The organism is Streptomyces sp. B8-7, from assembly GCF_058833805.1.
The window spans coordinates 156,745-171,288 of sequence record NZ_JBYRRL010000005.1 but is presented as its reverse complement, the minus strand read 5'-3'; the positions used below and the strand labels follow the sequence as shown (position 1 = coordinate 171,288).

The window sequence follows — 14,544 nt, the reverse complement described above, 5'->3', positions numbered from 1 at the left end:
CGACCGCAGGGGGAACCGTGGCGCTGAAGCACGAGCCGACCGCGCCGTACCACTCGGCACAGGACGCTCTGCGCGTCCTGGAGACCGTGGCACGGCACCCGCTCGGCGTGACCACCGCCGAGCTCGCCCGCGACACCCGCATCGCGCCGGAGCGGCTGACCTCCCTCCTGCGGATGCTGGGCCGCGAGGCCTATGTCGCACAGGCCGCCGACGGCACGTACGTCAGCGGCGACGCACTCGGCCGGCTGGACACGGTCCACCGGAGCGAGGAGGCGGTGCGCGAGCAGCTCCAGACGGTGCTGGACCGGCTGCGGGACTCCGTCGGAGCCGCCGTCTACCTCAGCCGGTACGTCGACGGCGAGGTGAAGATCACGCAGTACGCGGACGGCCCGGCCACACCCGCGGTGCACGAGTGGGTGGACTTCCGCTGCTCGGCGCACGCCACCGCGGTCGGCAAGAGCCTGCTGGGCCAGCTCGACCACGCCGGCCGCCGCGACCATCTCGCCCGGTACAGGATGCCCCGCCTCACCTCGCGCACCATCACCAGCGACAAGGTGCTGCTCTCCCGGCTGGAGTCCCAGCCGCCGACGGTGCCGGTCCTCGACCTCCAGGAGTACGCGGTCGGCACGGTCTGCGCGGCCGTCCCGATCACCGCGGGTTCCTCGGTCGGCTGCCTGGCCCTGTCGCTGCCGGTCGAGCACGCCCACCGGCTGCGCCAGGCCGCCGACGCCCTGAACCGGAACGCGGCCCCGGTGCTGCTGTCGCTGGCGTTCTGAGACCGGTCCGCGGCTCCCGGCCAGGTGGTCGGGAGCACTCCTGCGGACCGGGTACTATTTTCTCCGTCGTCGGCCGCGAGAAGCGGAAGGCGAGGGTCAGGCGCCGCTAGCTCAGTTGGTTAGAGCAGCTGACTCTTAATCAGCGGGTCCGGGGTTCGAGTCCCTGGCGGCGCACCACGGAAGGGCCTCTCGTACACACGAGAGGCCCTTCGGCGTGTCCGCCCGTGCACCGGGACGCGTCACCCCGTGCGCGGCAGGGTTCCGGCGGCGCACGGGGCAACGGGCCGCGCACGGAGCGGGGCCCGTTCCCGTACCACCTGTACCGCTCGTAACGTTCGTAACGTTCGTGGCGGTCGTGGCGCTCGTAGCGCTCGTAACGGTCGTGGCGCTCGTAGCGCTCAGAACGTGACGTCGGAGCAGGCGTAGAACGCGTTGGGTGTGTCGTTGATCGTCCACACCGCCACGATCATGTGCCGACCGCTGAGCCCGGACGGCAGCGTGCCCGTGTGCGAGAGCGTGGACGGGGGCCGCTGACCGAAGTAGGGCACGGTCAGGAACGGCGTCAGGTTGAGGTCGGACCGGGCCAGGTTGTGGTTCTGGTTCCAGCCCTGCCTGGTGACGAAGTACTTGAAGTCGGTCGTCGCGTGCATGGCGGTGAACTGCCAGCGGAACGTGTAGCTCTGCCCGCCGTTGACCGAGGTGGCCGGCCAGGCGCCGCCCGCGGGCGTGCGCGGAGCGTCCAGCTGGGAGAACCGCGTGTTCGCGCCGGAGCAGATCCGCCCGTCCGCCGGGCCCGCGGCGGGGAAGCCCTTGAGGCCCTCGACGCTCTGCGGCTCCCACCGGATCTCGCCGCAGCCGGTCACGGTGCCGTTCTGGCACAGCTTCTGCCGGCTGACGGGGAGATCGGTGTAGCCGTGACCGCTGGCGCCGCCGGAGGAGAACACCAGGGCGCCGGTGGTGGCGAAGCCCACCGCGGCCGCGTACAACTTGGTCTTTTTGCGCATACTGCCGCTCCTGGAGAACGTGGGGAGGTTCAGCGAGCCGTGCAGGTCTAGACCAAGTCTGAGGTTATTGCCGTGAGTTGAACATGTCCATACCAGTCACGAGCCGGGTTCCTGGCGTCCCGCGCAGAACGCGACGGTGAGGTCCTTCACCAGCGCCTTGCGCTCGTAGTCGTCCAGCTCGACCAGCCCCCGCGTGGTCAGCCGGGTCACCGTGTCCTCCACCGAGTCGACCACCGAGGTCAGCACGCTCGCCCGATGCCGGGCGTCCAGCGCGGCGATCCTGCGCCGGTGCATGGCGGCCGCCACCTCCGGGGCGTACTCCACCCGCACCGGCCGCACCGAGAACACCTCCAGCCCCACCGCCGCCGCCTCGGCCGCCACCAGCCGGGTCAGCGCCTCCCCCGCCGAGGCCACCGAGCCGCCCGCCCCGCCCGGCATCTCCACCGGCACCCGGGCCAGCGCCGCCTCCACGCACTCGCGCAGGTACGTCTCGTGGTCGTCCACGCCGAGCACCGCCCGCGCGGTGTCGCGCACCCGCCACACCGCCAGCACCACCACCCGCAGCGCCACCCCGCTCGCGTCGGCCGCGGGCATGGCCTCGCTGCGCCAGTGCCGCAGCCGTACGTCGACACGGCGGCGCAGCAGCAACGGGTTGACCCACATCAGCCCGGTCCGCCGGACGGTGCCCCGGTAGCGGCCGAACAGGCCGAGCACCCAGGCCCGCCCGGTCCGGCCGCGGGCCAGCCCACCGAAGCCGAACAGGCCCAGCGCGCCCGCCCCGGCGTAGGCCGCCCACTGCGCCGGGCCGAGCCCGGCCGCCGCCGACACCGGCAGGCCCAGCGCCTCCACCGCGAGCGGCGGCAGCGTGCCCGCCCACCAGGACGCGGCCAGACAGCCCGCCGCGCCGCACGCTCCGGAGAGCACCCCGACCGCGCCGGGCAGCACCCGGGCGGGCCGCTCGACCAGCTCGGGATCGATCTGCGGGGCCGGGCGGGCCGCCGCGTGGCCGGGCCGACGCACCCGGGGCTGCTCCCCGGTGCCCTGGCGGCGTCCGACGACCGCGGGCCCGAGCGGCACCGGTGCCGGGTCCGGGTCGTCGCGGAACAGCAGGTGGACGGGGATCTCGGTGGTCGACTCGTTCTGGATCAGCCGGCCCGGCCGCAGGATCCCGCCCTCGGGCGCACCCGGCTCGGGGACGGCCGCCCCCGGGACGAGCGGTCCGGGCGAGGCCGGACCGCCGGTTCCGACCGGCCCGTCGGTTCCGGGCGCGGCGGGTGTCGGGGCCCCGAGGGCCCCCGCCCCGGACGCCCGGTGCTGCTCGGCCGGCCCCAGAGCCGTCGGGCGTCCGGGGCTCGCGGCCTCCGCGCTCGCCGAGCCGGGAGGCGCGGGTGCCGTGGTCGAGGACTCGGCGTCCGGAATCTCGGGGATCGGGGACTCGGGGGTCGGCGACTCGGGGATCGGCGACTCGGGAAGCGGGGCCTCAAGAGTTGGGGACTCAGGGGTGAGGGCCTCGGGGGTGAGGGTCTCAGGGGTCGGGGACTCAGGGGTCGGGGACTCAGGGGGAGTGGTCGTGCTCATGCGTGCCTCCAGCCTCCGCGCCAGATGCGTCATGACAGTGGGTGGTTCGGGTGAGCTGCGGTTGCGAGTGGGGGACGGCGGGTCGCACCGTTGCGGCGGACCGCGCGCGCCGCGGGACACACGCCCCACCCGGCGAGGACGCCGGGGTGCGCCGGGCGCGCGCCTCCGGACGGACGGCCGGAGCCGGACCGGTGCCCCGGCCCGGACCGGCGCCGGGGCCCGGACGGGAGCCCCGGGCGGGAGCCCCGGACGGGAGCCCCGGACGGGACGGCGAGCCCGAGGCCGGGAGCCCCGCGGGCTCCGCGGGTCCGGGACTCCGGGGCCCCGCGGGTCCAGGGCTCCGCGGCTCCGGGGCTCCGCGGGTCCAAGGCTCCGCGGGTCCAGGGGTCCGGGGCTCCGCGGGTCCAAGGCTCCGCGAGTCCAGGGGTCCAGGGCTCCGCGGGTCCAGGGGTCCAGGGCTCCGCGGGTCCAGGGGTCCAGGGCTCCGCGGGTCCAGGGGTCCGGGGCTCCGCGGCTCCGGGGTTCGGGGCTGCTACGAGAACAGCCGTCGCCATGTCTCCGGCCCCGGGTAGCCGTCCGCGTCGCCGCCGCGCCAGCCCTGGGCGCGCTGGAACGCTTCGGTGGCGCGGCGGTCGGCCTCGCCCCAGCGCGGTCCGGGCCCGACCGCGTAGAACCTGCCGAACCCTTTCTTCACCAGCTGCCGCCCCAGCTGGGTGACGTGGGAGTTGTTCGCCCCGGGCCGGAGACTGTCCCGGCCCGGGAAGGCGGGCACCCCCGGCGAGGAGGGGGCGGGCGGGCCGGCGGCCCCGCTGGTGATGCTCCGGCCCTTTCCGTTGACCAGCAGCGACCAGGTGTGCGGCCCCGGCAGCCCGTCGGCCTCCGCCCCTCTCCAGCCCTGGGCCAGCTGGAACGCCTGGGTCGCCCGGCGGTCGGCGTCCGACCAGCGCGGACCGGGCCCGGACGAGTAGAAGCGCGCCGCGCCGCGCTCGACCAGCATGCGGCCGAGCAGGGTGACGTAGGTGTTGTTCGCGCCGGGGCCGAAGTAGCCCGCCCCCGGGAACGGAGGCTTGGCCTCCGGACCGGAGCCGGAATCCGGTCCCGGGTTCGCCCCCGGGCCCGGACCGGAGCCCGGACCGGAGCCCGGCTCGGCCTCGGGGCCGCCGGCTCCGGTTCCGGCCGTGACGCCTTTGTAGCGGTAGGGCAGATAGCGGTCGGAATTGCTCCAGTAGGGGTAGGGAGTGGACTGCCGGCGGGTGGACGGGCGGGTCTGTTCGTAGGCGATGTAGTAGCTGTGCGTGTAGTCGGTCCAGCCGCCGAAAAGCGTGACGTGGGAGCCCTTCTGCGGGTCGGCCGGATTGTGGAAGAGGAGAATGTCCCCGGGCTGGAGTTCCTCCGTGGTGATGCGGTCCGCGTACCGGCCGAGGCTGCCGGTCCATTCGTTGCCCGGCAGGTTCCACGCCATCGACACGAAGCCCGAGCAGTCCTGCCGGTATCCGTCGGACCAGTAGGCGGTCATGCTGTACGGCACCTTTGCCGCGACCCATTTCTTGGCCCGGTTGATGATCTCCGCGCGGGTGATCTGCGGCGCTGGCACCTCGGGCGGGACGCTCGTCGGGCTGACGGCCGGGCTGCCCGACGCACCGTGCAGCGGTGCGGTGCTCCCCTGCGGGGTCTCGGGCTCGTCACCTGCGGGAACGCCGGGGCGCTGGGCGGCGTGCGAGGCGGCGGCGGCCGGCACGGCGTGCCCCGCGCCGAGGGCGGCGGAGGCGGCCGCGGCCACCGCGAGCACGCGGTGCGCGGCCGGGTGGCCGCCTCCCTCGGACCGGGACGGGACGCGCCCGGCACAGCCCGGGCAGCCGCAGTCGTCCGCGGGATCGAATTCCTCGAATACCGGAGTCTCCGGAGCCTTCATGCGATTCTCCTCACACTCCAGGTGGAATTGTCCAATCCTGTGCACATTGATCAGTTTCCCAACTGACAAAGGGGTCCGCATGCTGACGGTCCGAATGGTGTACGGCGGCCCCGCCCCGCCCCCCGTACGGCCCCTCGGGACCCTCGCGGGCTCTTCCCCGCTGCCCGCGGTTCCCCGGCGGGGACCACGGGTGGTCCGGAGCACCCCCGCAGGTCATGTAGAGTGAACGCCGTCAGCAGGCGCCGCTAGCTCAGTTGGTTAGAGCAGCTGACTCTTAATCAGCGGGTCCGGGGTTCGAGTCCCTGGCGGCGCACGACACGGAAGAAGGCCCTCTGCCGCGGCAGAGGGCCTTCTTCTGCATCGCGCCTTGCGATCATGGCGAGCGCCGTAGAACCCTGACACGTGTACGGCCACGGGCCGCGCCGACGGGGTCGGCCGGAGGCGCCGTGGAAACCGGTTGCGGGACGCGGGGTGCGGGGACTCCGTTTCCGAACCGATGCCAAGGGGGGCGTCATGCAACCGGAGGATCGGGTTTCCGTGTCTATAGGGTGGGGACGGCGTGGTGACCTGGACCCACGAAAGACACGCCTGGACAGGTCGAGGGGGACCCGTCTCAGGTGGAAGGAACCGACAGACACGCGGTGACCTGCGTGTGGGGGGATGACTCATGACGTCTACTCCGACGGGCGCCGGAGGACACACCGACCCGTCACAGACCACCCAGCTGCGCGTGGTCTCGCCTCGGACGGGCAACACCGGCGCGTTCCGGCGGATCAAGAAGTCGCTGCCGCGCTACGACTACGAGCACTACAGCCGGCTGGCGGGCCCCCTCACCCAGCCCGATCCGAACCGGCCGTACCGGGTGCAGTACCGCTCGCTCATATCCCAGGAGCCGCACCGCATCCGGGTGGCCCTGATGCTGGCGGCCGCGCCGCTGCTGTCCCTGGTGCTGCTCGCCTGGCTGCTGCAGCCCGAGCACTGGACCGAACGCGACTATCCGGCCTACGACTTCCTGCCGGCCCTCGACGTCGTCATGCTCGTCTCGATCGGCCTGATCGAGTTCTTCCGCTGCATGAACGTTCTGTCGAACGCGCACGCCACCCTGGTCGCCCGCGACCCGGTGCCGGTGGTGCCCGAGACCGGCACCCGGGTCGCCTTCCTCACCTCCTTCGTGCCCGGCAAGGAGCCGCTGGAGATGGTGACCAAGACCCTGGAGGCCGCCGTCAAGATCCGGCACCGGGGCGTGATGCACGTCTGGCTGCTCGACGAGGGCGACGACCCCGAGGTCAAGGAGGTGTGCGCGCGGCTCGGCGTGCACCACTTCTCCCGCAAGGGCGTGGCGCGCTGGAACCAGGCCAAGGGCCCGCACCGCGCGAAGACCAAGCACGGCAACTACAACGCCTGGCTGGAAGCCCACGGCGACGACTACGACTACTTCGCCTCCGTCGACACCGATCACATCCCGCTGCCCAACTACCTGGAGCGGATGCTGGGCTTCTTCCGCGACCCGGACGTCGGCTTCGTCATCGGCCCCCAGGTGTACGGCAACTACGACACCTTCGTCACCAAGGCCGCCGAGTCGCAGCAGTTCCTCTTCCACGCCCTGATCCAGCGCGCCGGCAACCGCTACGGCGCCCCGATGTTCGTCGGCACCTCCAACGCCGTGCGGATCAAGGCGCTGAAGCAGATCGGCGGCCTGTACGACTCGATCACCGAGGACATGGCGACGGGCTTCGAGATCCACCGCCACAAGAACCCGGCCACGGGCAACAAGTGGCGTTCGGTCTACACCCCCGACGTGCTCGCCGTCGGCGAGGGCCCCAGCGCCTGGACGGACTTCTTCACCCAGCAGATGCGCTGGTCGAGGGGCACCTACGAGACGATCCTCAAGCAGTACTGGAAGGGCTGGTTCTCGCTGCCGCCGGGCAAGCTCTTCAACTACACGATGATGATCATCTTCTATCCGATCTCGGCCCTCAACTGGATCCTCGCCGCGCTCAGCTGCGCGCTGTTCCTGGGCCTGGGCGCCTCGGGTGTGAACATCGACCCGACGGTGTGGCTGATGCTGTACGGCAACGCCTCCGCCCTCCAGATCGGCCTGTACATCTGGAACCGCCGCCACAACGTCTCCCCGCACGAGCCGGAGGGCTCCGGCGGTGTGGCCGGCATGGTGATGTCCGCGCTGTCCGCGCCGCTGTACGCCAAGGCCCTGATCGACTCCGCGCTGCGCCGCAAGAGCAAGTTCGTGGTCACCCCCAAGGGAGACTCGGCCAGCCCGGACCGGTGGTTCGCCACCTTCCGCTACCACTGGTACTTCATCGTGATCTTCGGTGGCTCGATCGCCGCGGGCTTCGCCCTCGGCCACGCCCACCCCGCGATGATCGTCTGGGCCGCGTTCGCGCTGCTGATCACCGCCACCCCGGTCTTCGTCTGGCGCTACGAGCTGCGCCAGGACCGCAAGAAGCCCGCCGCGAGCACGCCGGGTCCGCGGCACGCCGCCACGCCCGCGTCCGCGCCGGGGACGCCGCACCCGCACCAGCAGGCCTGGGCCGCTCCGGAGCAAGGAGCCGACCAGACCATGCAGATCGCCCTTGGGGGACGTAAGGAATGAACGACCGTGCAGGCCGCCGTCGGGCTCGTCGACTCGCGATAGGCACGGCGGTGGTACTCGCGCTGGCCGGGATGAACGGGCCGTGGCTCTACCGCTTCGGCACCGAGAAATACCACCAGTACAAGATCAACAAGCCCGAGTACAAGGCCGCCAACGGCCACTGGGAGGTCATCGAGTTCCCGGAGGAGTACCGGCAGAACACCATCCACGCGGCGCTGCTGCGCACGGGCAAGATCCTGATGGTCGCCGGGTCCGGGAACAACCAGGACAACTTCGACGCGAAGAAGTTCGACACCCGGATCTGGGACCCCGTCAAGGGCACCATCAAGAAGGTGCCGACGCCCAGCGACCTGTTCTGCACCGGCCACACCCAGCTCGCCAACGGCAACCTGCTGATCGCGGGCGGCACCAAGCGCTACGAGAAGCTGAAGGGCGACGTCACCAAGGCCGGCGGCCTGATGATCGTGCACAACGAGAACCCGGACAAGCCGATCACGCTGCCCGCGGGCACCCGGTTCACCGGCAAGGCCAACGGGAAGACGTTCGTCTCCAAGGACCCGGTGCTGGTGCCGCGCGCCAAGAAGGTGTTCGACCCGCAGACCGGCGAGTTCCTGCGCAACGACCCGGGCCTGGGCCGTATCTACGTGGAGGCGCAGAAGAGCGGCGCCCAGTACGAGACCGGCACCCAGGACAACTACCGCGTGCAGGGCCTCGGCGGCGCGGACGCGCGCAACACCTACGGCATCGCGCAGAAGCTCGCCCTCGACAAGAAGGACTTCCAGGGCATCCGGGACGCCTTCGAGTTCGACCCGGTCGCCGAGAAGTACATCAAGGTCGACCCGATGAACGAGGCCCGCTGGTACCCGACGCTCACCACCCTCAGCGACGGCAAGATCCTCAGCGTCTCCGGCCTCGACGACATCGGGCAGCTGGTGCCGGGCAAGAACGAGGTCTTCGACCCGAAGACCAAGAAGTGGACGTACACCGAGGGCGTCCGCCAGTTCCCGACGTACCCGGCGCTGTTCCTGATGCAGAACGGCAAGATCTTCTACTCGGGTTCGAACGCCGGCTACGGGCCCGACGACGTGGGCCGCGACCCGGGTGTGTGGGACGTGGCCACCAACAGGTTCACCGAGATCCCCGGGCTGAGCGACGCCGACCAGATGGAGACCTCCGGCACCGTGCTGCTGCCTCCGGCGCAGGACGAGAAGTACATGGTGATCGGCGGCGGCGGGGTCGGAGAGTCCCGCAAGTCCAGCAACCGGACCCGGATCGTCGACCTCAAGGCGGACGACCCGGAGTTCACGGACGGGCCGTCGCTGGAGAAGGGCACCCGCTACCCGCAGTCCTCGGTCCTGCCGGACGACACCGTGCTGGTGTCGGGCGGCTCGGAGGACTACCGCGGACGCAGCGACTCCAACATCCTCCAGGCGCGGATCTACCACCCGGACCGCAACGCCTTCGACCGGGTCGCGGACCCGCTGGTGGGCCGCAACTACCACTCCGGGTCGATCCTGCTGCCGGACGGCCGCGTGATGTTCTTCGGCTCCGACTCGCTGTACGGGGACAAGGCCAACACCAAGCCGGGCACCTTCGAGCAGCGGGTGGAGATCTACACGCCGCCGTACCTGTACCAGGGGCCGCGGCCCTCGCTGTCGGACGGTCCCGAGTCCCTCGCGCACGGCGAGTCCGGCACGTTCACCTCCGCGGACGCCTCCACGGTGAAGAAGGTGCGGCTGATCCGCCCGTCGGCGTCCACCCATGTCACGGACGTCGACCAGCGGTCGGTCGCGCTGGACTTCACCGTCTCCGGGAACCAGGTGACGGTCACGATGCCGGAGAACCGCAACCTGGTGCAGTCCGGCTGGTACATGCTGTTCGTCACCGACGGCGAGGGCGTGCCGTCGAAGGCGCGCTGGGTGCAGGTGCCGTAGCGGGTCGCCCGTGTGCCGACGGCCGGGGCCCGTCCACCGTGCGGTGGGCGGGCCCCGGCCGTCCGTGCTGCGGGCGGCGGCGTCCGTGCCTTCGGGCGCCGTCCGCTATCGGGCCTCGCCCGCTATCGGGCCTCGTCCGTGCCGGCGCCGCCGTCCGCGCCGCCGCCCGCGTCCGCGCTGCCGCCCGCGTCCGTGCCGCGGGCCAGGTCCAGGGCGTAGTCGGCCCACCACTGGCCGGCCTTCGGGCCGCCCTTGCACTCGCCGTCCGACTCGCCGGGCCGCTTGACCCACAGGTAGGCGTCCACGAGCGGGTCGGCGGTCTTCGTCGTCGGGGTCTCCCCCAGGGCGCGGCCCGGCGGGTTGCACCAGCGCTCGCTCTCGTCGCCCCCGGTGTAGGGGCCGTTGCCGTTGCGGCTGGTGTCGACGACGAACGGCTTGCCGCCCACCCTGGCGGACAGCTGCTTGCCGTAGGCGACGGACTCGTCGGTGGTGTAGTAGTTCGAGACGTTGACGGCGAAACCGTCGGCCTGGTCCACGCCGGCCCACTTCAGCGGTTCGAAGATCTGGTCGGGGTGACCCCAGCCGGCGTTGCCCGCGTCGAGGTAGACCCGGGTGGCGGGCAGCGCTCCCAGCTTGCCGACGGCGTACTTCAGCAGGTCGTAGCGCTCCTCGTGGAACTCGTCGGGGGTACAGCCGTCGACGAGGTGCAGGACGGCGTCGGGTTCGAGGACGACCGTCGCGGCGCGCTCGCCGATGCCGCGGGCGACGGCGTCGATCCAGGAGCGGTAGGCGTCGCCGTCGGCGGCGCCCCCGCCGGAGTACTGGCCGCAGTCGCGGTGCGGGATGTTGTAGAGGACCAGCAGCGCCGTGCGGTCGGCCTGTGCGGCGGCCTCGGTGTAGCCGCGGGTCTCGTCCTCGGGGCTCTCCGGGCTGATCCACTCGCCCATCGGCTGCTCCGCGATACGGCGGGCGAGCCGGGCCTCGGCCTGCCGGCCGTCCTTCTCGTACGCCGCGACCTGTGCCGCCGCCTTGCTGTCGGGGTTGACCCAGAACGGGTCGGCGCCCTTGGGCTGCTGGGTGATGCCGGCCGCGACCGGGCCCCTCCCGCCGTCGCCGTCGTCACCGCCTCCGGTGCAGCCCGCCGTCAGCAGCGCCGCCCCCAGCAGCGCCGCGGAGGCGTACCGGTGCCCCGCCCCCCTCGTGCCGTACATCCCACTTCCCCCTAGGCGTGCCGTGTTCCGAGGCCCAATCCTGACACAGGCGCGCGGGCGGGCGGCGGGCCCGCAGGTCAGGCGCCGCTTCCGGTGAGGTAGGCCGAGACGATGACGTTGGCGGTGTAGCCGCGGCCGGCCCGGTCGAAGGTGCCGCCGCAGGTGATGAGCCGCAGTTCGGCGCGGCCGCGCTCGTGGGCGCCGTAGGCCAGGTCCGCGTCGAAGTGGTCGCGGGTGACGACGTCGACGGCGTCGACGGTGAACTCGGCGAGCCTGCCGTCGTCCCGGACCACCCGGACCGTGTCCCCCGGTGCCAGCGCGCTCACCTTGTAGAACACGGCCGGGCGGGTCTCGGTGTCGACGTGTCCGACGAGCACGGCGGCCCCGGGTGCGCCGGGAGCGGCGCCGCCCGCGTACCAGCCGACGACGCCGGGCTGGTCGAACGGCGGCGGTTCGACGGCGCCCTCGCGGTCCAGGCCGCGGGCCACCACCGGGGCCTGGATGCCGAGGCCGGGGATGTCGACGCGCTGCGGGAGGGCGTCGCCCAGCGGTTCCAGGGCGGGCGGCAGCCGGTCCCGCGGGGGCCGGCCCACCGCGGCCATGTCGCCGGTGGCGGGCGGCGCGGCGCCGTGGCGCCCGCCGGTGAGCTCCTGACCCCACAGCCACAGACCGAGCAGCAGCACCGCCCAGATCAGGCCGGTGACGAAGCGGCCGGTGCCCGCAGGGCGTTCGGAACCGGGCATGGCGGTCACGTCCGTCCGCGGCTCCGCCGCGCCCGGGAGGTCCGGCCGGGCCGGGCGAGGCCGAGGGCCCGGGGCAGCAGCAGGACGGCCGCGGCGGCGGCCCCGGCCAGGACCAGCCCGGTCACCGCCTGGACGATGCCCGGCCCGGTGCCGTCGCGGGCCTCGGCGGAGCCGAGGGCGGGCGCTCCGCCGCCGCCCGCGAGGACGGGCGCGATCGGGGAGGCGGGGGCGGACGGGTGGGCGGCGACGGTCACCGACGCGGTGCCGTGGGCGTCGCCGCAGGCGATCGTCAGGTCGTAGGAGCCGGGTCCGGCGTCCGAGCGGACCCGGGTCTCGCCGGTGAGGGTGCCCTCGGCGCCGGTGAGGTGGGCTTCGGAGACGAACGCGGGTGAGGCGACGGTGCCGGTGTGCCCGGCGCAGCCGGTGATCCGGAACGCGACCTCGCCGCCGGGGGCCGGGGCCTGGGGCCGGATCGAGACACCGGGGTCCGCCGCGTGGGCCGCCGGGGCGGCCGGGGCGGCGAGAGTCAGCACCCCCGCACAGAGAGTGGCGCGTAGGTAACCCATGGTGAACCTCCAGACATCTGGAGCGTCCCCCGGGCAGCCGGACCCCGCATCCTCCGGCGGGGTCCGGCTGGTCCGTACGGGTGGGTTCCCCCGGCGGGCGGGTTTCGGAGCCGCCCGGTCAGATCCGGTCGACGAGTCCGGCGATGGAGTCGACGACCCGGGACGGCCGGTAGGGGTAGTTCTCGACCTGGCCGCGCCCGGTCAGTCCGGTGAGCACCAGGAAGGTCTGCATGCCGGCCTCGATGCCGGCGAGGACGTCGGTGTCCATCCGGTCGCCGATCATGGCGCTGGTCTCGGAGTGGGCGCCGATGGCGTTCAGGCCGGTCCGCATCATCAGCGGGTTGGGCTTGCCCGCGAAGTAGGGCTGCTTGCCGGTGGCCTTGGTGATGAGGGCGGCGACGGCGCCGGTGGCGGGCAGCGGCCCCTCGGTGGAGGGGCCGGTCTCGTCGGGGTTGGTGCAGATGAAGCGGGCGCCCGCGTTGATCAGCCGGACCGCCTTGGTCATGGCCTCGAAGGAGTACGTACGGGTCTCGCCGAGGACGACGTAGTCGGGGTCGTGGTCGGTGAGGACGTAGCCGATGTCGTGCAGCGCGGTGGTCAGCCCGGCCTCGCCGATGACGTAGGCGGTGCCACCGGGGCGCTGGTCGTCGAGGAACTTCGCGGTGGCCAGCGCGGAGGTCCAGATGTTCTCCACCGGCACGTCCAGGCCCATGCGGCTGAGCCGGGCGTGCAGGTCGCGCGGGGTGTAGATGGAGTTGTTGGTCAGCACCAGGAAGGGCTTCCCGGACTCACGGAGCTTCTTCAGGAACGCGTCGGCGCCGGGGATGGGGACGCCCTCGTGGATGAGGACGCCGTCCATGTCGGTGAGCCACGACTCGATGGGCTTGCGGTCTGCCATGTGCTTCGGTCTCCTGGCGATGCGTACGGGCGGGCTGTGGGCGCCGGAACCACGGCGTGCCGACGCCCACAGCCTATGGCCTGCCGCAGGAGACCGGCCGTCCGCCCGGAGGGCGGGGCCGTCAGGCGGGAGGCGCGTGGTCCGGGACCGGTCGGGAGCTGGTGATGCGTACCCCGTCGATCACCCGGTACCAGCCGGGTCGGCGGTGGGGCGGGCGCGGGGTGACGTGTGCCGCCCGTCTCAGCTGCCGGTCGCGGACTTCCAGGCGTCGACGTACGCCGACAGGTTCTTGTCGATGTCGTTCCAGTCGGGCTCGAAGATCTCGACGCCGTCGATCAGCTGGTCCAGCGCGATGGCGTTGGCGTCGGTGGCCTTGACGTCCTGGCGGGCGCTGAAGCCGCCGCCGATCTCGCTGACCTGGCGCTGGGCCTCCTGGCCGAGCATGAAGTCGAGGAGCTTCCTGCCGTTGTCGGAGTGCGGGGCGCCGGTGACCAGGCCGGCCGCGTAGGGCAGGGCGAAGGTGGTGGGCCTGCCGCCCTCACGGGCCGGGAACCAGATGCCGAGGTGGGGCATGGTCTTGGCCTGCGCGAAGTTCATCTGGACGTCGCCGTTGGCGACGAGGATCTCGCCCTTGTCGACCTTGGGGGCGAGCTTGCCGGTGGAGGCGGACGGGCCGACGTTGTTGGCCTGGAGCCTGCCGAGGTAGTCCAGGGCGGGCTGCCGGCCGCCGAAGTCGTGCATGGCCTTGATCAGGACGGCGGTGCCGTCGCCGGCCACACCGGGCGTGGAGTACTGGAGCTTGTTCTTGTACGAGCCGTCGAGCAGTTCCTCCCAGGTGGTGGGGGCCTCGGTGAGCTCCTTCGTGTTGTAGACGAAGCCGAAGTAGTTGTTGACGACGGCGGTCCAGCTGCCGTCGGCGGCCTTGTCGGCGCCGCCGACCTGGTCGGCGCCCTGCGGGGTGTACTTCTGGAGCAGGCCCTTGCCGTCGGCCTGCTGGATGAAGGGCGGGAGGGTGACGAGGACGTCGGCCTGCGGGTTGCTCTTCTCGCGGACGGCGCGCTGCACCATCTCGCCGGAGCCTCCCTCGACGTACTCGACCCTGATGCCGGTCTCCTTCTCGAAGTCCTGGAAGACGCGGTCGTACCAGCCGTCGCCGTTCTCGCCCTTGAGGCCGTCGGCGCTGTAGACGGTGACGACAGGCTCGTCGGAGGCGGCGGAGTTGGCGCCGCAGGCGGTGAGCGGGACGGCCAGGAGGGCGAGGGCGGCGACCGGCCTGAGGGCGTGCTGGGGCATGACGAGATGAACTCCTTG

11 protein-coding genes and 2 tRNA genes are annotated in these 14,544 nt (G+C 72.4%); 5 read left to right on the top strand and 8 right to left on the bottom strand.

Going from position 1 to position 14,544, the window contains the following annotated elements:
- Window positions 1-17 precede the first annotated feature (17 nt).
- Both AC5K6T_RS25025 and AC5K6T_RS25020 read left to right on the top strand, forming a co-directional pair.
- On the top strand, window positions 18-776 hold the full coding sequence (locus tag AC5K6T_RS25025; protein WP_493212432.1) for an IclR family transcriptional regulator: 759 nt from the start codon (window positions 18-20) through the stop codon (window positions 774-776).
- 100 nt (window positions 777-876) lie between these two features.
- Window positions 877-953, top strand: a tRNA-Lys gene (locus AC5K6T_RS25020).
- A gap of 221 nt (window positions 954-1,174) precedes the next feature.
- Here AC5K6T_RS25020 and AC5K6T_RS25015 read toward each other — a convergent pair.
- The 3 genes from AC5K6T_RS25015 to AC5K6T_RS25005 form a co-directional block, all read right to left on the bottom strand.
- A complete protein-coding gene (locus AC5K6T_RS25015) occupies window positions 1,175-1,780 on the bottom strand; it encodes a lytic polysaccharide monooxygenase auxiliary activity family 9 protein (protein ID WP_493212430.1) in 606 nt (201 codons plus the stop codon).
- A gap of 96 nt (window positions 1,781-1,876) precedes the next feature.
- The gene (locus AC5K6T_RS25010; protein ID WP_493213457.1) at window positions 1,877-2,947 is read right to left on the bottom strand and encodes an SPFH domain-containing protein; all 1,071 of its coding nucleotides are present in this window, start codon (window positions 2,945-2,947) and stop codon (window positions 1,877-1,879) included.
- Between the two features lie 943 nt (window positions 2,948-3,890).
- A complete protein-coding gene (locus AC5K6T_RS25005) occupies window positions 3,891-5,270 on the bottom strand; it encodes a peptidoglycan-binding protein (protein WP_493212428.1) in 1,380 nt (459 codons plus the stop codon).
- Between the two features lie 239 nt (window positions 5,271-5,509).
- Here AC5K6T_RS25005 and AC5K6T_RS25000 point away from each other — a divergent pair.
- The 3 genes from AC5K6T_RS25000 to glxA all read left to right on the top strand — a co-directional run bounded on the left by AC5K6T_RS25000 (window position 5,510) and on the right by glxA (window position 9,815).
- A tRNA-Lys gene (locus AC5K6T_RS25000) sits at window positions 5,510-5,583 on the top strand.
- 354 nt (window positions 5,584-5,937) lie between these two features.
- Entirely contained in the window at window positions 5,938-7,881 is a 1,944-nt protein-coding gene (locus AC5K6T_RS24995) for a glycosyltransferase family 2 protein (protein ID WP_493212426.1), read from the top strand.
- Entirely contained in the window at window positions 7,878-9,815 is a 1,938-nt protein-coding gene (glxA, locus tag AC5K6T_RS24990; protein ID WP_493212425.1) for a radical copper oxidase GlxA, read from the top strand. The genes AC5K6T_RS24995 and glxA overlap by 4 nt, the downstream gene beginning before the upstream one ends.
- 122 nt (window positions 9,816-9,937) lie before the next feature.
- Here glxA and AC5K6T_RS24985 read toward each other — a convergent pair whose 3' ends face one another.
- From AC5K6T_RS24985 to AC5K6T_RS24965, 5 genes are all read right to left on the bottom strand, one after another.
- On the bottom strand, window positions 9,938-11,026 hold the full coding sequence (locus tag AC5K6T_RS24985) for a glycoside hydrolase family 6 protein (RefSeq protein ID WP_493212423.1): 1,089 nt from the start codon (window positions 11,024-11,026) through the stop codon (window positions 9,938-9,940).
- A 77-nt stretch (window positions 11,027-11,103) separates the two neighbouring features.
- Window positions 11,104-11,769: a class F sortase gene (locus AC5K6T_RS24980; protein ID WP_493213455.1), complete on the bottom strand. Its 666-nt coding sequence runs from the start codon at window positions 11,767-11,769 to the stop codon at window positions 11,104-11,106.
- A 5-nt stretch (window positions 11,770-11,774) separates the two neighbouring features.
- Entirely contained in the window at window positions 11,775-12,335 is a 561-nt protein-coding gene (locus AC5K6T_RS24975; RefSeq protein WP_493212421.1) for a hypothetical protein, read from the bottom strand.
- Between the two features lie 118 nt (window positions 12,336-12,453).
- Window positions 12,454-13,233 carry an HAD-IIA family hydrolase gene (locus tag AC5K6T_RS24970; RefSeq protein WP_493212419.1) on the bottom strand — a complete coding sequence of 260 codons (780 nt, stop codon included), beginning with the start codon at window positions 13,231-13,233 and terminating at the stop codon, window positions 12,454-12,456.
- 240 nt (window positions 13,234-13,473) lie between these two features.
- Window positions 13,474-14,526 carry a 2-aminoethylphosphonate ABC transporter substrate-binding protein gene (locus tag AC5K6T_RS24965; RefSeq protein WP_493212418.1) on the bottom strand — a complete coding sequence of 351 codons (1,053 nt, stop codon included), beginning with the start codon at window positions 14,524-14,526 and terminating at the stop codon, window positions 13,474-13,476.
- Between the last annotated feature and the right edge of the window lie 18 nt (window positions 14,527-14,544).